This window comes from Mucilaginibacter sabulilitoris, assembly GCF_034262375.1.
Taxonomy (GTDB): Bacteria; Bacteroidota; Bacteroidia; order Sphingobacteriales; family Sphingobacteriaceae; genus Mucilaginibacter; species Mucilaginibacter sabulilitoris.
Map to the genome: position 1 here is coordinate 1125615 of NZ_CP139558.1, position 19807 is coordinate 1145421.

10 protein-coding genes are annotated in these 19807 nt (G+C 41.2%); 8 read left to right on the forward strand and 2 right to left on the reverse strand.

Features of this window, described 5'->3' with window-relative positions:
* Positions 1-19: 19 nt before the first annotated feature.
* Entirely contained in the window at positions 20-2881 is a 2862-nt protein-coding gene (locus SNE25_RS04950) for a TIM-barrel domain-containing protein (protein ID WP_321563980.1), read from the reverse strand.
* A gap of 281 nt (positions 2882-3162) precedes the next feature.
* Between SNE25_RS04950 and SNE25_RS04955 the strand changes: the two genes are divergently transcribed.
* The 3 genes from SNE25_RS04955 (at position 3163) to SNE25_RS04965 (ending at position 8610) form a co-directional block, all read left to right on the forward strand.
* Positions 3163-3429 carry a hypothetical protein gene (locus SNE25_RS04955; RefSeq protein ID WP_321563981.1) on the forward strand — a complete coding sequence of 89 codons (267 nt, stop codon included), beginning with the start codon at positions 3163-3165 and terminating at the stop codon, positions 3427-3429.
* A gap of 346 nt (positions 3430-3775) precedes the next feature.
* Positions 3776-6988 carry a SusC/RagA family TonB-linked outer membrane protein gene (locus SNE25_RS04960; RefSeq protein ID WP_321563982.1) on the forward strand — a complete coding sequence of 1071 codons (3213 nt, stop codon included), beginning with the start codon at positions 3776-3778 and terminating at the stop codon, positions 6986-6988.
* A gap of 26 nt (positions 6989-7014) precedes the next feature.
* Positions 7015-8610 carry a RagB/SusD family nutrient uptake outer membrane protein gene (locus tag SNE25_RS04965; protein WP_321563983.1) on the forward strand — a complete coding sequence of 532 codons (1596 nt, stop codon included), beginning with the start codon at positions 7015-7017 and terminating at the stop codon, positions 8608-8610.
* A gap of 326 nt (positions 8611-8936) precedes the next feature.
* On the opposite strand, the gene SNE25_RS04970 is transcribed toward SNE25_RS04965, so the two are convergent.
* Positions 8937-10388, reverse strand: coding sequence for an IS1182 family transposase (locus tag SNE25_RS04970; RefSeq protein ID WP_321563730.1), 1452 nt, complete (start codon positions 10386-10388; stop codon positions 8937-8939).
* A 266-nt stretch (positions 10389-10654) separates the two neighbouring features.
* Between SNE25_RS04970 and SNE25_RS04975 the strand changes: the two genes are divergently transcribed.
* The 5 genes from SNE25_RS04975 (at position 10655) to SNE25_RS04995 (ending at position 19792) form a co-directional block, all read left to right on the forward strand.
* Complete coding sequence (locus SNE25_RS04975; RefSeq protein ID WP_321563984.1) at positions 10655-11791, forward strand: YncE family protein; 1137 nt, start codon at positions 10655-10657, stop codon at positions 11789-11791.
* A gap of 224 nt (positions 11792-12015) precedes the next feature.
* Positions 12016-13911 (forward strand): patatin-like phospholipase family protein, encoded by a 1896-nt coding sequence (locus SNE25_RS04980; protein ID WP_321563985.1) that lies wholly within the window; start codon positions 12016-12018, stop codon positions 13909-13911.
* 262 nt (positions 13912-14173) lie between these two features.
* Positions 14174-14440, forward strand: a complete 267-nt coding sequence (locus tag SNE25_RS04985) for a hypothetical protein (RefSeq protein WP_321563986.1) — start codon at positions 14174-14176, stop codon at positions 14438-14440.
* 409 nt (positions 14441-14849) lie between these two features.
* On the forward strand, positions 14850-16199 hold the full coding sequence (locus SNE25_RS04990) for a DUF6377 domain-containing protein (protein ID WP_321563987.1): 1350 nt from the start codon (positions 14850-14852) through the stop codon (positions 16197-16199).
* Positions 16200-16747: 548 nt separating this feature from the next.
* Positions 16748-19792, forward strand: coding sequence for a SusC/RagA family TonB-linked outer membrane protein (locus SNE25_RS04995; protein ID WP_321563988.1), 3045 nt, complete (start codon positions 16748-16750; stop codon positions 19790-19792).
* Positions 19793-19807: the final 15 nt, after the last annotated feature.

Consider the following 19807-nt stretch of genomic DNA (forward strand, 5'->3'; position numbering starts at 1 on the left):
ATTGGTTCATAAAACTGGATTATAGGTTAAACTTTAGTGTTACTTCTTTTCCTTCATAATTTATCTGCTGGGTATTAGTTGAATCAGAATTGAGGGGAACGGCCTTATCTTTCCGGATCAATACGATGTTAAACCTTCTCTTACTTAACATGCCGGGAAAGCCGCCCTGCCGCCCATGGATCGTCAGTGTTTTACTGGCCTCATTATAGCTTAGTTGTATAGTGCTGAAAGCACCTTTTTCATAGTTGTAGTTAATCCCTTCATCCTCATAAAGCGTGAAGTTGCCATCTTTGCCGGCGTATACATACAGCGAGATAGGGTCGGCAGGTTTTTCGTCTGTATATTGCATATCAGGTCCAAAAGGAATGATTGAACCTTCTTTAATGTATACGGGTATGCGGTCATAGGGCGCATCAGCCCTTATGGTCTGACCGCCATAGGTATATTTGCCGTTGTATAGATTATACCAGCCATTACCTTGCGGCAAGTAAACATCTCTACTGGTGACGCCATATTGGCAAACCGGGTTAATGAGTAAAGCCGGGCCAAAAAGATATTCGTCTGCTATGTTCTTTACTTTTTCATCCCGCCCGTAATCCATGATCAGGCCGCGCATCAAGGTATAATCACGATGATATGCCATACCGGCCAGGCTATATATATATGGCATTAAGCGGTAGCGGAGTTTGTCATAAAAGAGCATGCTTTGATATGCCGGATGGTTTTCCGGCGCCACATTATAAATCTCACGGTAAGGGAACTGGCCGTGCACCCGAAATAAGGGAACAAAAGAACCAAACTGGTACCAACGAGTCATTTGCTCGCGCCATTCGGCCAGGTCTCTTTCGTTTGGCTGCTCATACCGGTGCTCTACCGCAAAGCCTCCAATATCCATGGTCCAGTAAGGTATGCCCGATAAAGCAAAATTGATTCCTGCCGGTATCTGGTTTTTCATATCGTCCCAACGGGCGGCAATATCACCACTCCAGGTGGCGGCAGCATAGCGCTGCAACCCTGCATAAGCCGAGCGGGTTAAAAGGAATACGCGCGAATTGGGATTGGTGCTGCGTTGGCCTTCATAAATACCTTTTGCATTTTGCAGCGGAAAAGCATTAAAATATTGTGTTGATGAACCTAAATAAGTGGGGTTCATAAAATCTTTACGGCTTTGTATACTCAGGTTAGACGTAATATCCGGTTCTGAAGCATCCATCCACCAGGCATCTACCCCTTTGCTGTATAATTTTTTATTCATCAGGTCCCAAAAGGCTTCCCTGGCTTTGGGATTATATGCATCGTAAAAAGTAGAGAAATACCCCTTGCCTATCCAATCCCGTTGGTGGTTTGCTATATTGCGTTTGTATAACCAGCCATTTTTATCAAAGTATTGATAACTATTGATTCCTTCATAAAACTTTGGCCATACGGAGATCATAAAATGGGTATGGTACCGATCATGCAGCGTACCGATCATGCCGGTTGGATCAGGGAAGCGGGTTTCATCAAAGTCCTGGCTGCCCCATTGATCTTCTTTCCAGTATGACCAATCTTCCACAATGTTATCCAGCGGTATTTTTCTATCCCGGAATTCCTTTACGGTGTTTAGGATTTCTGCCTGGGTTTTATAGCGCTCACGGCTTTGCCAAAACCCCATTGCCCAGCGTGGCATCATGACAGCCTTGCCTGTAACGGTACGATAACCGCTGATCACATCATCGGCATTTTTACCGTATACAAAATAGTAATTGAGTTGATCACCAGACTCAGAGTCGAATGCATATTTATTTTGCTGCGCCTGGCTTAACGGTGCCAGCCATTTTAAGGCGATGAAGGATTCGTCAGCATCGGGGAACCACTCTATTTTAATAGGGTACTTTTTGCCTTTAATCAGATCGATATTCAGCACAGCTGTACCGGGGTTCCAGCCCTGCCTCCAGCGATCGGCCAATAACTTCCCGTCGATCCAGATTTTTACATACCCCGCATATTTAAGCCAAAATTGATGACTTCCCGTATATGCAGATGCTATTGAGCCTGTCCAGCTTACTTTTCCCTCCCCTAATTTATAGCCCTGAGGAAAATTCTTCATGGTTTCCAGGGAAGAGTAATCGATGTCGGATTCAGCGCGCTGCGCAAAAACATGGGTTGTATCGATCTTTTTAGCGTAAGTGGCCGTTAGCCATCCTTCACTCCCGTCTGCTGCAAATAGTTTTAACCCTGATATAGGCTGATAATCACGTGTGTCGCCAAACTTGGTTAAAGAGTAGTTGTCCCATAGGATACCATAATTTTTGCTGGACACCAGAAAGGGTACCGCTACCTCAGTATTATTTTGCAACAATTCCAGGTGCTGATTTTTGAAGTTTACAATCCCGTTTTGGTGCTGACCTAAACCGTAGATAGCCTCATCAGCCTGACTATGAAAGCTTTGAATAATATGGTAAGAGCTTTCGCCATTGTTTGATATGGGAGTAAATGTACGCTCCGGATTTTCATTTAAAATAACTTTGCCGGATTTATCTGTAAAGCTCACTGTACCTGCTGGCAGCCATACGTGTACCGTAACTGATGACGTTGACAGCAATAGGTGGTTACCCTTTTGAACCACATGCCAGTTAACGGCTGGGGTTACGGGTTGTAACGCCATTAAACTTTGCTTAGAAGGAAAGGAATTTTCTGGAGTTGCGGTTACATGGATGATGTTATCAGAAACGACCTGTAGTCGGAGCAAGCGGGCGTCCTGGGTTGATTTTTGAGACAGGTTAACAACGATCCCGTCGGGTACTTTTTTATAAGTATCCTGGGCGACAGCATGCAGGCATAAAGCAGCAAAAAAAATAGTACAGGTACTCCATAGTACGTGTTTTACCATAGTTTTCATCAATTAGGGTTATAGTATCAAATTGGTTATGACCGATGAGCGGAAGCTTTTAATACCATTAGGGTAATAAGAAGATTCGCCATCGGTTTTTGAATGAACAAAGCTATATGCAGTAAAGCAATCGATTGTTTACAAATAGGGACACAAATGTTAATCTTATCTAATTAACTGTAAATTAGATTATTAACTTGTGTTTTGCCCAAATTTGTAGTGAAAGGGGAGAAAAGACAGCGTAAATGTCTTGCTAAATATCTGAAACTGATTATCAAAGGAGTTCTTAGGTGCCGTATAGCTGTATTCATAAAGATGTACAGGAAGGTTCGTTTTTGACCAATTTAGGAGGAAACCGGCATTGTGATGTTTTAACCAACTTAGAGACTTTTATAATAGAAACCTTATCGGGCAGTTCAGGCAACAGTGGTACAAGCTTTACAGATATTGATCTATCCTCATCTAAAGGGCGAGACGATATTCTGCGCACGATTGACCAGATACTGGATGACCTTCGATTTGCACGAAAAGAAGGATTGAGCAGCATGTTTAAATAACAATTAATCGGAAGCCTTCCGATAACGACGATGTATATAATTATTTGATAAGGTGTATAAACCTGATGATATTCATATATGAATACAGTAGCTGTGTTGTATGTATAATTCGTTGTCGGTTGGATAGGTAATACCAATGAAAGAAGCCAATTAGAAACATCTGTATACCTATTTATTAACAAATGGTACCTCCCCGGGCGCATTACTTATAGTTATTTTTGATTGCAGAAATGCTGATCACATAAGCCAATAAACTCATTTTACATTTTTACAATTAACACCGATGTGTGTTTGGTTGCGTATCGCAATCGATTGTGAATTTGTATTCGTGTTTATTTAACAATTAATGATACGTATTAATAAACCAGAAAACCCAATTATGAACATGAAAATTACCAATTTAACAAGGTTGCTTAAACCTGCCAGATTACGGCACCTGCTTATACTGCTGGTGTCTATGAGTGCACTGCCAGTTATGGCACAAACAACTACCATTAAAGGGATCGTGACATCAGCCGACGATAACAGCCCACTTCCCGGAGTTACGGTAGTGGAAAAAGGAAAACAAAACGGTATAATTACAGGCACCGATGGTTCTTATTCACTTAATGCCCTTGAGGATGCTACCCTGGTGTTTTCTTTCATAGGATTCACAACACAGGAAATTAAATTAAACGGAAAAACTATACTTAACGTAAAACTACAGAGTGATAGCAGATCCCTCAGTGAAGTCGTGGTCATAGGTTATGGCACAGCTCGTAAAAAGGACTTGATAGGCTCGGTAAATGTGGTGGCCGCTAAAGATGCAGGCGCCAATACCAATACCAGTGCCGCACAGCTTCTTATAGGTAAGGCTTCCGGTGTGCAGGTATTAAATTCCAATGGCACCCCCGGTTCAAATGCCCAGATTATTGTACGCGGTACAGGCTCATTTACTAATGTGGAACCATTGTATGTGATTGATGGTATACAAGGCGATGCCAATCTTTTCAATACCATCAATCCGCAGGATATTGAGAATATCACCATTTTAAAGGACGCTGCATCCACAGCCATTTATGGTGTTGCTGCTGCTAATGGCGTGGTCATAGTTACCACTAAAAAAGGTAAAAGCGGCACCCCGCAAATATCATTTGACTCACAGGTCGGTACTTCATCGGTCTGGAAGCAGCTTGATTTACTTAAGGCAAAAGATTATGTCAACCTTCTAACAGACATAGCCGTCACCAATAATCTTACGCCTCCGGCTAAATTAAGCACCCCTTATGTATCAGTTGATCGTACCGATTGGCAAAAAGCAATATTTAAAACAGCTTTATCTACCCAAAATAACGTAGGTGTCAGTGGGGGTAGCGATAAGGTTACCTATAATCTGTCGGTCGGTTATTTAACTCAGGAAGCAATTGTTAAAGATTATAACCTGAAAAGGTTAAACAGCCGTTTTTCCTTGGACGAAAAGCTCGGTCGTTTTCATTTTGGCCAGAGCCTTAATCTTCGTTATACCCATACCAGCGGGCAAACCGCCAGTATATCTAATGCCATTACTTATGCTCCGTATCAGCCCATATATGATCCCGCTATTCTGGGTGGTTACTCTATTCTCACCAATATTGATGATAACAGTAACGCGATAAATCCATTACAGGCCTTAGGCGTTCAAACATTATCCAGTAACGATCTGGTACTATACCCTCAGTTTTTTGGCGAAGTAAATATTGTCAAGGGTTTAACGATCAGGTCACAACTGGCGGGGGTATATGGCAATTCTACCAACGACTCATACCAGATACCTTATGTTACATCCAATAACCTGGCCTTTAGCCGCCAGGCCGGTCGTGCCTTTAACAGCTACTCTAATTATACTTTTGAAAATTACCTGTCTTACAACCGTACTTTTGGCAGGCACAATATATCGTTAACAGCCGGTACCAGCTATATTGACGCAGGGTCAAGTAAATACCTGAGCGTATTGGGTACAGGCATGTTAAATGATAACGTAAAGGATATAGGGGTGGCACCAACCATCACCAGTCAAGCCAACACATCTGGCTATTATACGCAGTTTGGCCGAGCCATCTCTTATTATGGCCGGTTGATATATACATTTAACGATCGATATATATTATCAGGAAGCATCCGTCGTGATGGTTCATCAAACTTTGGTCCGCAAAGCCGTTATGGTAACTTTCCAGGAGCCGGCTTTGCATGGCGTTTTACCGAAGAGGATTTTATAAAATCAACATTTCCGTTTATCAGTGATGGTAAATTACGCATAGGCTGGGGCCGTACCGGTAATAACAAATTTGGTTTAACTACAACGCAGGTATTCACCTTTGGCGGTTCACCAACTGGTAACCTGGTTTATTCATTTGGTCAGAATGAGGGATTTGTAAATGGTACCACGGTAACCTCCATTGCAAACCCGCTGTTAAGATGGGAGCAGACAGATCAAACTGATGTCGGGCTTGATCTTGGTTTCCTGAATAACCAGCTAACGCTAACGCTTGATTATTATAACAGAAAAAGTAGCGGCCTGCTGGTGGCTATCCCGGTGCCAACCAGTGTCGGGGTTGGCGGACTAAGCGGAATCAACAGTACGTTGATCACCAATGCCGCTGACGTACAAAATAAAGGTTTCGAGTTTCAGGTGGCCTATCGCGGCAAGGTTAATGACTTTAACTATAATGTAAGCGTAAATGGTGCTTATAATCAAAATAAAACATTGTCACTGGGTGCCCAATCGCCAACACCAATAATTGGGGGATACTTTAGCAACTTAAATGGGATCACCTTAACACAACCCGGATCACCCATTGGCGCTTTTTATGGCTACAAGGTTGATCATGTAGCGCGCAACCAGGCAGAAATTGATGCATTAAATGCTATGGCACGCCAAAAAGCCGGAGATCCAAGCGCCGTTTATCAGGCGGGTTTGTTACCCGGCGACTTTATATTCAAAGATCTTAACAATAATGGTACCGTTGATAGTAAAGACCAGAAAGTACTAGGTAGTCCTATTCCGAAGTTTATATATGGTTTTAATGCCGGAGCCTCTTATAAAAACTTTGATCTGAACATTGTTATCTCCGGTGTTCAAGGGGTTCAACTGGTTAACTCACTTAAATTTGTCACTGACAATGCTTCAACCGGACATAATGCTTCTACCGCCATTTTAAATCGATGGGAAAAACCGGGAGATGTCGCTTCTTTGCCAAGGGCAGGTCAGAACGTTACGGTGACAGGTAATTTGAGGCCTTCTGACTTTTTTGTTGAGAATGGTTCATACTTGAGGGCACGTAACATCACCTTAGGGTATACTTTCACCAAAGCCGCCTTGAAATCATTCTCGGGTAACGTATTAAGCAGGTTACGGGTTTACGTTGCCGCTCAAAACCTATTTACTATTACTGGATATAAGGGGTATGATCCTGAAATAAGTACACAAACCAATGGAGGCGTCAACGGTGCCGCTACCGACTATATATTTAACCGCGGCATTGATGATGGGCAGATACCGCAACCACGTACATTCTTGGCGGGCGTTCAAGTTGGATTTTAATGATGAAAAATATTAAAGATATAATTATGAAGAAGTATATTAAATATCTGTTGGTTGTGGCTTTACTGATTGCAACCGGGGGATGTAAAAAGAATTTGGATCTACAAAATAAAAGCGCTTACACTTACGATACCTATTTTACAAGTGATGCGGCTATCAATCAAGCCGTTATAGCCAGCTATGCTACTCTGTTACACACAGGTTTGTGGGCCCGTGAATGGTACTATATTTTTGATTTACTCGGCTATGATGCCAAAAATGCCCAGCCGCTTCAAGGCGATCTTTTGGCCCTGGCACAGTATAATTTTGCGCCTAACCAACCACAGTTGGATGCCATGTGGTCATCACTATACCGATTAATTATGCGGTCAAATGTGGTGATCAACCGCGCCCAGGCCTGGGCACCAGCTAATACAAGTGAGCAAACTAACCAAAAGCAATATATTGCCGAAGCTAAATTTTTGAGAGCCTATGCTTACTTTAACCTGGTTAACTTATATGGTCGTGTACCCTTGCGTAAAGAATATATCCCTTTGCCAACGCCGGCCGAGGTTAATCTACCCCGCGCTGCTGTTGCCGATATATGGGCCTTTATTGAACAGGATTTAAAAGACGCGGAAACGGATCTCCCGCTTTCCTATGCCGCTACCAGTTTTGGTCGTGCTACCAGGGGAGCCGCGGTTGCGCTGCTTGGTAAATCATACTTGTATGAAAAAAAATGGGCCGACGCAGTTACTGAGCTGAGCAAATTGACTCAATCTCCATATACCTACGCATTAGCACCGGTGTATAATAACCTGTTTGACGACCCTAATCAAAATAGTCCCGCCTTGAACCCAGAAACTATTTTCCAGGTAATGAACCAGGCCTGGACCGATTGGGGGATTGGTAACCAGTACGCCGCGTTTGGTGGTCAGGAAACATGGGGAGGAAAAGCAACCCACTCCGCCCGCGCGCAGGAATATGGCTTTAACGACTGGAACAACACGTATATTACCACTACAGCTGTTAAAGCTTTTACATACACCAACCCACAAACCAATACAACTTATGTTGACCCGAGAGCGGCCTATACTTTTTATGGCGATGCGGCCAGTGGCGGTGAAACTCAGTACTGTCAGCAATGTTCAACCGGACCCGTAGCTTTTCCATATGCAACAGCTGGTTATAAATATTTAAAATACGAGTACTATAACAAAGTGGCGACTTATGGCGGTCCGCAAAGTGGTATTAACGGGCAAGTGATCCGCTATGCAGATGTATTGCTGATGCTTGCCGAAGCCTATATACAGCAGGGTAATACCGGAAGCCAGCCATTGACACTGATTAACCAGGTACGCAGCAGACCAAGCGTAAACGCCCCATTGTATAGTTCATTGGGCGGGCAGTCAGACGCTATGACTATCCTGATGCGCGAAAGGCAATTGGAGCTAACCGGGGAGCAATCCCGTTATTTTGATCTGATACGCTGGGGAATTGCCCGGCAAACCATTAATTCGGAAAGGCAAATAGAAGATGGCACACAGCCTTTTCAGGATAAAAATATTTTATTACCGATCCCCCTGTCTGAAAAAAACTCAAACCCCAATGTTAGTAATGATATAAGCAGTGATTGGAACTAATAAGATAACATATTTTTTTCAACTCACCGCGTCATCTATTGCGTTCTTAGATTGAAAGCTTTTAATAATTAATAATGGGCGGTATTTGAATATAGGTCATGTCCCGCCCATTCTGCTGAAAACTAAAGAGCCTTACTGAAAAGGAGGGCACTGAAAAAGTAGTGCAATAAAACGAATTACGAAAAGCGATCAAGAGAAAAGGCAACTTTTACTTGGTCGCTTTTTTGTTCTGATTGCTTTTGTGTGGGTGATTTAATGTGGATAATACGGGCCTATAGGAGTTTGGGGAGTGCAAAAAACGGCTAAATACCTCTTTTTATTGTTTTTTAGGCGATCAGCTTGATGATCCTTTTCAGATTGACAGTAAAGATGGCCAATGCGCCCTGCATCTGCATGTTTTCGATACCATAAGCTATCGCCCGGTCATAACCATGAACGTTTTTTAGTTCACTGTTTTTGGCTTCGATCTTATACCTGTGTTTGATGCTTTCCTTATATTGTGTCGTTTCCTGAAAAGCCATCTGTTGTTGGTGCAGGTCTGACTTTATGCTTACAGAATAGGTCTTGGTTTTTGCCCCAGGTTTGTAGCAACCCTCCCTAAATGGGCAGATTTTGCATTTTTCAACATCAAAGTAATACGTGTCTGTCTGATTTGTTCCAACGTTCTTTTTTCCCTGTCTTGATTTTCGTATGGACAAATGCCCTGCAGGGCAAACGAACATATCAGCGTCTTTGTTATAATTGAACTTATCTTCTTCTTTTCTAAACCCCTGGGTAATGGTTGGGTTTAGTTTGGCTACCACCTTAATATCCTGTCCGTTCATTAACGCAAGGTTCTCTTTTCCTGAATAAGCCGAATCGCCGATGATCCTTTCTACTTCAATGCCGTTGTTCTGACTGATCTCCAGAAGCTTGGGAAGTTCCGGCCCATCACCTTTTTCACCTGATGTTACTACCGCAGCGGTAATGATGCGTTCTTCGGTCATCGCCAGATGGGTCTTGTAACCAAAGAATGAGTTGTCAGCTGATTTATGCCCTGTTTTGGCATCCCTGTCTTTAGATAATGTATAATGATCCTGCGTATCCGCTACCGTTTCCTTCAGCAGGTTCAGCTTTTCCTTCACCGCAGGTATCTGGCTTAACGTTTGATCAGCTTCGATGTGCTTTTCCAGCGCGCTGCAATAAGCCAGTTCCTTTTCCAGTTCGTCGGCTGTGTTCTTTTCAGGCATACCGGCCTTCATGTCTTCATCGATAGCATATACCGCTTTGCGGAGCAGTTTCGAGCGTTCCCGCAATACTTCCAATGCTGAATATGGGTTTGACCGTGACAGGGAATGCGTAGCATCAACAATGATGGATCTGGACCGGATGACCCCTTTTTCAATAGCGATAGCGACCGTTTTACCAATGAGCAGGTTTAACAGATCATTATCCTTTAGCCGCAGCTTTCTGAACTTTGTTAATGAACTGGGATCAATAACTTCTTCTTCAGGCGACATATCAAGGAAATATTTGAAAGACATATCATACTGCGAACGCTCAACCACATCAACGTCTGAAACCGTATAAACCGTTTTCAACAACAGATACTTGAACATCCGTACAGGGCTTTCTGCTGCCCGGCCGTTAGTAATGCTGTATTTGCTGATCAGTTCATCATAGATAAAGGTAAAATCTACCAGGTCATTGATCTTCCGCAGAAGATTGTCTTTAGGAACGATCAGGTCATATAAGCCCGAAAACGCGCTAAAATGGATCTTTTGTTGTTGAACGAGCATCTTGTAGTGGCTTTCTTTTGACACTTCAAGATACAAAAAACGGGGTTGAAAAACTAATTTTTCAACCCCGTTTTGCCTATTTAGACTTTTTCAGTACCCTCCTGAAAAGTAGGGCTTTTTTGCGTTTCAGCTTTTTTTGAATGATCAGTTCCACCTTATGATCGATATGCCGTGTTTTTAAGCTCCAGAGTTTTTTTCGAGAAGCATTGCAGGTATTCAAATGACTTATTAAGTTTGATAGTAATTACACCTAAACAATATAACCTATGAAAACGAAGCTTAATATTTTTGTTTTATCTCTATTGGGGATAGTTATTCTGCTTACGGCTATGAGCCCGGTGAATAAACCGCTTAATCACAAAACAAAAGCACCTTTATCAGGCCATTTTTTGTTTGTGGCAGTACCCGGAATAAGGGATTATCTTGGATATGGTGGCCATGGTTTGCTTGTGTTTGATATGGATAACAATCATCAATTTGTGAAACGGATTGAAACACGGGGCTTCCATTCCAATAAAAGGCCCTCTAATGTTAAAGGCATTGCGGTTAGCATACCGCTTAATAGTATTTATATAAGCACTATTGAGTCACTTCAACGCATTGATCTCAGCACCGGAGAAATTATATGGGAAAAGGATATTGAGGGTGGTGCTGATCGGATGTCGATATCCCCGGATGGTAAAATAATGTATCTTCCTTCTTTTGAGAATAAGATATGGAATGTTGTGGATTGCAAAACGGGTGCGGTTATTAAAAAGATCCCCGGTTTTACAAGGTCACATAATACACTTTACGGATTGTCGGGCAATTACGTTTACCTGGACGATCTGGCATCACCCTGGTTAAAAGTAGCCGACACCAAAACACACACTGTGGTTAGTAAGATAGGCCCGTTTGGAAATTTTATCCGTCCGTTTATTGTTAACGGAAAGGAAACCCGGGCTTATGTAACTGTTGATAGTTTACTTGGTTTTGAAGTAGGTGATTTGAATACCGGAAAGAAGCTTGCCCGCGTAGTGGTGGAAGGCTGGGATAAGGGCCCTGTAAGACGTCATGGTAATCCAAGTCATGGAATAGGCCTTACCCCGGATGAAAAGGAGTTATGGGTATGCGATGGGTTTAATATGCGTTTGCATGTTTTTAGCGCTGCAGAACCCTATCAACAATTAACTACCATACCATTGCAGGACATGCCGGGCTGGATAACTTTTAGCTTAGACGGGAAATATGCCTATCCTTCAAGCGGTGAGGTAATTGACGTTAAAACGCGCAGGGTACTTTCCACACTTAAAGATGAGTTTAGCAATAGCGTAGGCAGCGAAAAAATGATAGAGGTAGACTTTGAGAACGGAAAAGCGGTAAAAGCCGGCGATCAGTTTGGTATTGGTCGGGTAAGGCAGTAATTATCTAAACTTTTTAACTTCTACTTTAACAATTTTTAAGATCATTCTGTTGATCAAACCTGTGAAAATATGAGTAATTTAACGTGTATTATTTCTTTCATAAGAATTTAATCATCAGTGTTTTAATTGTATTTTTAAATGGTGTTTTATTAGGCGCCAATTAAGGTATAGCTTATGGGTTTATTGAACCTGTGCATCTGAATAAAGATAATTAGCATCAGTATATGGAAAGTCAAGTTAAAAACGACACGTTTCATGCAGGAATTTGCATGGCCGGGGCTGTATCTGCAGGCGCCTACACCGCCGGGGTTATGGATTATTTGTTCGAGGTGCTGGAGCATTGGGAGAAAGCTAAGAAACTGCAGGCGGCCGGCAAACTGACAGGAATACCAAAGCACAACTTCGTTATTGAAGCATTGGGTGGTGCATCTGCCGGCGGAATGACTGCTGCTATTACCTCAGCAGCATTACAAGGTAATTTTGACCCGATAAAGCAAAGCGACGCAGCAAATGACGCAGTAACCCAAAAGAACCCCCTTTATAACTCCTGGGTGAACTTGATTGAGGATGATAATAACGATATGATGAGCTATATGCTTGATACCAGCGATATAGAGAGCGATGCGGAAACAAATGTATGTAAGGAGGTGAGGGCAGGCTTTAATTCGTCATTTATAAAAAAGATTGCCAGCTCCGTACTTGATGTACGAGTAGAAAATATTTATGATCGCCCTTATCTGGCCGATGACCTTGATTTTTTTACAACTATCACCAATCTCAGGGGCTTTAATTATATGATTTCTTTTGATACCGCCAGTGGCATAAGAGAATATTATATGAAAATGCACCGCGATTATGCTTTTTTTAAATTGAGTGAAAAGCCTTATGGACAGGATGGTCGTATCCCTATTAACTATAAGGCATCAACCGGCAATGCGGAGAATGATCAAAATATCGAGATACTTAAGGCTGCTGCAATGTCAACCGGGGCATTTCCGGTTGGTTTGGAAAGCCGCACCTTGAGCCGGCAAAGGGAGTATATAGAAGATAGCAAGTATTTGAACCTTCGGCTTGCGGGTCAGGATGACAACCGGGTTAAGTATCATTTTTTACCGGAAGGTGCCTTTGTTTCACTTAATGTTGATGGTGGCGTAATAAATAATGAGCCGTTTGAAGTGACCCAGCAACTGCTTGATGATCGCAGGCGGAAAGCGATGTCGGCTGCGGACGCGGAAAATTACACACCCAAAACTTCGGCTGCCGAGTTTGATAGCCTGGTACTGATGATTGACCCTTTTCCGAGCGAAGAAACCCCGGAACCAACTGTTTTTGTTCCGCAGCAGGCCTGGAAAAAAGTGGTGCCATCGGTTTTATCAGCCATGATAGGGCAGTTGAGGCTGAAAGATGAGCAGGTTAAACGCGCGTATCTTGATGATGATTATACCCGTTTCCTGGTTATGCCGGTTCGCTCTATAAATGGCGAAAATCAAACCTATACTATTGCCTGCGGATCTTTAGGCGGTTTTGGCGGCTTTTTTTCCAAAGCGTTCAGAAAACATGATTTTTACCTGGGACGCAGGAATTGCCAGCGTTTTTTGCAGGCCTATTTAACGGTGCCGGAAGAAGCGAAAAATCCAATTTTGGAATATGGATTTGAGGGGATTACCGATTTTAGGTATACGGTGAACAAGGATGACAAAAGCACCACATATGTGCCGCTCATTCCCGACCTGCGTGTGGTGGAAGATGCCGCCCCGGGCACTTATAAATATGTAATCCCGCCCGTAGAAGCGGAATATCCTTATCCTCAAATCAGCCTTACTTATCTGTTGGGCTTAAAAGATAAAATAGAGAAGCGTATTCAATGTATATTGAATAATGTACAAAACGCAGCTGAACTTCAGGCCGCCGGGCCAAAATGGGAAAGCACCATTGTTCCCCGTATCCGGAAAAAATCATGGTTCGGGAGGCTGTTTTCAAATGTAGTAACCAATAATCTCACCAAGGGATACCTGAGTTTGGGCAAAACATTTGGTAAAGGGGCAGCAGCCGATATGGCTATTGATACCATAATAAAAGATATGGAACAACGTGGATTGATAAATGATGACTATAAGTAAGCTATAAATTAAATTTCACTCCGGTTTATTCAAGAGCCGGGGTGAAATTAGCTGGTTTTATGCGGCACTCTCTAAAATAATCGTTGAACATTTTCCGGCCTTTTTAGGTTTTCTCTCTTCACTCATGTAGCTCAGACTGTATACCACTTTATATCACCTTATTAGTTAAATATCGTAAAATGGATCATTAAATGTTACGCCTGCTTCGGCATATTATGAGCTTTTTCTTTACCTTCATGCTTCCATTTATATTAACTGACCAATGAGAGAATTACTTTTAACATTAGTATTGTTATTTGTTTTTTTATTTCCGCATACCCTACGCCAGGTCTATGGGCAATTACTCACGGGTTTGCCTGGAATTGTACGGCTTACTTATATATATCCTGATAATAAGTTATTTGTGGACAGTATAGTTGTGTACAACCCATACCTGATCATCAAGGCTGATGAAGCTAAAAATAATAGGCCTGAATTTAACCCAAAACAGTTTGCGAGTAGTTATATTTTATCCCCAAGACGGCTTTAGAATGACTAAAGAGGTTTTACTCAATCTATTAAACCATTACCGCGTTAATCGGTTATATTACCATTAAATGAGTACCCGATAATTTGGCCTTTCAATAATCTTTATAACACCCTAATTATAAGTTAATCGATTTACAATGAGAATTTATGTACTAATTTTATTTCTTGTAATTTTTAGATATACTGCCTTTGCGTCCTCAAAAACAGATAGCCTATTAACCGAGGTTAAGCGCGAATTGATCAAGAAAAAAACCTATGATAATCAAAAAGAAGCACGTATAAAAAAATTGAAGGCCTCATTGTCGTCGGTCCCATTAATAAATTACAATTCCCGCTATTGGCTCTGCAGTAATATATACGAAGAATATAAGGTATATCAATTTGACTCGGCCTACGTGTATATTAATAAAATGCGGAACATAAGCGACATACTTCATGATGGTGCAAAGCAAAACGATTGTAAAATAAAATTGGCGTTCATCCTGCTTTCGGCCGGTATGTTTAAAGAAGCTTTTGATTGTTTTAACGGCATAGAGGTACGCTTGCTGAACAATGAATCAAAAATTGAGTATTATGCTTTGAAAGCCAGAGCCCATTCAGACCTGGCGAATTATGATAGCAATAGTTACTACACGCAGTATAATAATGCCGAATCAATCAAATATCTGGACTCAACCATTGCGCTTTGTAAGCCAAACTCTTATGAGTGGTTAAGGCAGCAGGGCGACAAGCAAATACGCATCGGCGATATACAAGAGCCATCCAAATATTACCTTCGCATACTTAAAGATTTTAAATTAACTGCACATCAGCGCGCCATGATCGCTACAGGCCTGAGTTCATCTTATATGAAACCCTCGCAGATTGAAGAACGCGCCAATCTTTTAATTATCGGTGTTATTAATGATATCAGGTCATCAACCAAAGAAACACTGGCCAGTTTTGAGCTGGGCTATCTGTTGTACCAGAATGGTAATGTGAAAGATGCTTATATTTTTATTGATCAGGCTATGAATGATGCCGAGTATTATGGCGCTAAGCTCCGTAAAATAAAAATAGCTGCGGTATTGCCGGTTGTAGCAGCTCAAAAGCTGGTTTTAATGGAAAAGGAAAAAAATAAATTCCTGGTTTATCTCCTGACCATAACTGTGGTTTCCATATTCGTGCTCATGATCTCTTTCATTATATTTAACCAGTTAAAACGTTTAAAGGCAAAGGAGAAGATCATTGAGGAGAAGAATCTTGAACTGGAAACTATTAACGATAAGCTTGTTGAAGATACCCGGATTAAGGAAGAGTATATAGGCTATTTTTTTAATGTTATATCGGGTTATATATTAAAGCTCGAGAAATTAAAACGGAACATCGACAGGAAGCTTGCCGCCAGGAAATATGAAGATATTCAACTCGCTATAAATGAAATAAATATAAAAAAGGAAAGGGATTTATTGTTTTATACGTTCGATCATATCTTTCTTAAGATATTCCCCAACTTTATTACAGTGTTTAATTCGCTATTTAAAGAAGAGGATCAGATTTGGCCCAAGGATAATGAAGTGCTGAATACCGATTTGCGGATATTCGCGTTGTTACGTATGGGTATTAGCGATAACGAAACTATAGCCAATATACTGGAGTACTCTGTAAATACTATATACGTTTATAAGATGCGTATCAAGGCAAGGTCGATAGTCCCTGGCGATCAGTTTGATAAAAAGATCATGGCCATAAAGGCGGTTGATGTGGTTAACAAATCATAATTAAATGAATTGATTTTTAAGTAAGAAAACGTTGTTTTGCATTAAAAATATATCAAATACCGTTAAATTTATTTTATATTTTTTTGCACTTGTTTTTTTTCAAATATTTGATTATTAATTAATTACATAAATAATACATCGTTTTTTGTTATATTTTCAGAAAAAAAATAGGTATTGCACTATTCTCCATATTACTTTGTACATAGTCATTCAACAGGGGCGAATTGTAAAAATTACTCCTAACGGCAAGTGACCTCTCTGGCGTACAATATTAAAACCTAATAATAATTTAAATTTCATTATGCCATCATGTTTGATGGTTGTCATGCCAAAGGGCTTTAGCCTTTTGTTTTAACGGTATTAATTGCTTTGGCTTTGTCATGCACTGATACCTCATGGCCTTTTTGTGGACTTTAAAAACAACTGCTTATGAATACAAGCTATACCAATGAACAACCCCCTTAATGATTTAATATCAGTAATTCACTCAATCTCACAAACACAACAGTTATTGTTAAATCAACCAATTAAACACTAAATCTAAATTTATGCAGCTAAAAAATTTACTCAAAGTAAGCTGTCTTGCCATTTTTTGCTTCTTTGCTGTGCCCGCAATGGCGCAAAACAAAGTAGTAACCGGTAAGGTTACAGACTCACAGGATGGTACGCCAATGCCGGGCGTATCCATTGTGGCCAAAGGCTCAACCGTTGGTACCAATACAGATGCTAATGGTACTTTCAGGCTTTCATTGCCATCAACAGCCAATACCCTTGTGGTATCATTTATAGGTTATACCAAACAGGAAGTTGATATAACCGGGAAAACAACTATAAGTATCGCAATGGTAGGTAGTGCCACTACACTTAGCGAAGTACAAATTGTAAGCGTTGGTTATGGTTCACAACGCAAAAAAGATATAACCGGCGCCGTTGCTAACGTCGGGGCAAAGGATTTTAACCAGGGTGCTATTATTAACCCGCTCGATCAGGTTCAGGGTAAAGTAGCGGGCCTGGTAATTATTCAGGGTGGTGGCGACCCTAACCAGAATGCCAGCATCCGTTTAAGGGGCCAAACCTCCATTACCGGTAGCCAAACCCCTTTGTTTGTTGTTGACGGAGTAGCGTTGGACGACCCTAATCAGTTCCAGAACATTCCTCCGGGAGATATTGAATCATATGACGTGCTGAAGGATGCATCTGCAACCGCCATTTACGGTTCGCGTGGTGCAAATGGCGTAATCATAGTAAATACAAAACAAGGCCGTGCCGGAAAAGCGCAGGTTGATTATAATGCCTACGTGAGTGTTGGCAAACAAGCCAATAAATTCGAGCTGCTCAGCGGTCCGGAATACCGTACAGCTATTGATGGCTTTGATAATAAAGCTACCTATGATAAAGGCGCTAACACCGATTGGCAGGATGCTATAAGTCGTACTGCATTTACCTCAAGCAATAACGTAGCAATAAGTGGTGGTACCAATGATTTTAAGTACAGAGCATCTATCAATTACCAAAATCAGCCTGGTGTTATTTTAAACAGTGGTAAAAAGCAATTGGGTTTGCGGTTCAATGCTGAGCAAAAAGCGCTTGACGGGAAACTGAATTTAAAATTGGGGATATCAAACGTAAATACAACACGTAAGTTAACCGCTATTCCGGGTGCCTTTGACCTTAACAACCCTAATGGTTCCGACCTGCGTAACCCAACAGATTACAGCGTTTTTCAATATGTATTTAACTCACCGCCAACATATCCTATAAAAAATGCGGATGGTTCTTATTATATTTATACTGACTTTAACGAGGCTAATCCCGTTTTGCACCTCATGCAAACTACTAACGGAACCAACGAGTATCTGACGATAATTAACGGTAGTGCCGACTATAACTTACTGCCAAGTTTAAAAGTTGGTGTTACCGGATCAACCTCGCGCAACAATGTGCAAACTCACTTCTTTCAGCCAACCTTCCCTCAGGAAAATAACGTGAACAACGCGAGAGACGGTAATTATAATACCAACTCATACAAAGGCGACGTTCATTTAGATTTTAATAAAACATTTGGTAAACATACATTATCGGCCGTTGCGGTATATGAGTATAATGATTTCATTAATAGTAATATATCTGGTGGATCACAGGATTTCCTGGTGCCCGACAATGTTGACAACAACTTAGGCGGTGGTAACTCAGCGTTTAATAAGATATATTCTTATAAAGAAGAGTTTAAACTGATTTCGCTTGTTGGTCGTGTAAACTATAATTACGATGACAGGTTTTATGCTACGGCTACTTTCAGACGTGACGGATCATCTAAGTTTGGTAGCAATCACAACTGGGGTAATTTTCCGTCGTTTGACTTAGCTTATCGTTTAAAGAAAGATCTGCTAAATGGTGTTGATTGGGTTAATGACCTAAAAATCAGAGCAGGTTATGGTGTGGTAGGTAACGCGGACGCGATATCTCCTTATACTTCATTGTTACTGTACGGACCTACCAGCAAATTTTATGATGCATCAAACGGAACGTTCCCATATCCAAGCGGATATCAGCCTGTACAAAACGCCAACCCTGACTTAGTATGGGAAGAAAGACACGGGCGAAATGTTGGTATCGACTTCTCTTTATTTAATGATCGCTTATCTGGTGATATCAACTATTTTAATGATTTTACCAAAAATCTGTTGTATAACTACGCAATACCTGCCGGTGGTAACTTAGTTTACTCATCTATATTAGCAAACGTTGGCCGCTTGTCAAATAAAGGGCTTGAAGTAGCTATTACAGGTGTGCCATTTAAGGGAGGAAATTTTGGCTGGTCAATTTCTGGTCAGATAGCTTTTGTAAGAACAAAGATCACTAACCTTTCCGGTAGTTATGCAGGTACTCAAATTAATACCAATTTAATTCCTTTGGGTTATGCCCAGGGTCGTGGTTTAAGTTCAAGCCCTATTACCTATCTTAAAACCGGATCTGCACCTTATCAGTTTTACCTGCCCCATTTTACCGGTGTTGATGCTGATGGTAACCAGTTATTTGACGGTAAAACAGCTGCGCAATATACCGCCGACGGAACAAGCCCCACAAGGTATTATATTGACCCATCACCTAAGTTTAATTATGGCTTAGCTAATAATTTTACTTATAAAAACTGGAGCTTTAGTTTCTTCCTGAGAGGCGTATATGGCCAAAAATTGTTTAATAACAACCTGTTAAACTTTGAAACCATTACCAGGCTGCCAAGTAATAACACCACCAAAGATGCCTTAACAAATGGTATTAAAGATGGTCCTTATGTATCTGACCGCTGGTTGCAGGGAGCATCATACCTCAGGTTGGATAATGCCAGTTTAGGCTATTCCTTTAAAAATGTTAAAGGCTTCCAGTCAATCAGATTATACCTTGCCGCAAATAACTTATTTATCATAACCAAATACAAAGGCAGCGATCCAGAGCAAACCATTGCTGATGATAATTCCGGTTTAAATAACGGATATCAGAACACGACCTACCAAAGCCAGAGCTATATAAATAATGGTTATTATCCAAAAATAAGGGCCTTTACATTCGGTACCAATATCACATTCAAATAATTGTACAGGGTATTA

What these genes read in the sequence shown, in the direction of transcription:
- SNE25_RS04975 (WP_321563984.1), top strand. Translation starts at nt 10,655, where the DNA reads ATGAAAACGAAGCTTAATATTTTTGTTTTATCTCTATTGGGGATAGTT.
- SNE25_RS04965 (WP_321563983.1), top strand. Translation starts at nt 7,015, where the DNA reads ATGAAGAAGTATATTAAATATCTGTTGGTTGTGGCTTTACTGATTGCA.
- SNE25_RS04970 (WP_321563730.1), bottom strand. Translation starts at nt 10,388, where the DNA reads ATGCTCGTTCAACAACAAAAGATCCATTTTAGCGCGTTTTCGGGCTTA.
- SNE25_RS04995 (WP_321563988.1), top strand. Translation starts at nt 16,748, where the DNA reads ATGCAGCTAAAAAATTTACTCAAAGTAAGCTGTCTTGCCATTTTTTGC.
- SNE25_RS04950 (WP_321563980.1), bottom strand. Translation starts at nt 2,881, where the DNA reads ATGAAAACTATGGTAAAACACGTACTATGGAGTACCTGTACTATTTTT.
- SNE25_RS04980 (WP_321563985.1), top strand. Translation starts at nt 12,016, where the DNA reads ATGGAAAGTCAAGTTAAAAACGACACGTTTCATGCAGGAATTTGCATG.
- SNE25_RS04960 (WP_321563982.1), top strand. Translation starts at nt 3,776, where the DNA reads ATGATACGTATTAATAAACCAGAAAACCCAATTATGAACATGAAAATT.
- SNE25_RS04990 (WP_321563987.1), top strand. Translation starts at nt 14,850, where the DNA reads ATGCGGAACATAAGCGACATACTTCATGATGGTGCAAAGCAAAACGAT.
- SNE25_RS04985 (WP_321563986.1), top strand. Translation starts at nt 14,174, where the DNA reads ATGAGAGAATTACTTTTAACATTAGTATTGTTATTTGTTTTTTTATTT.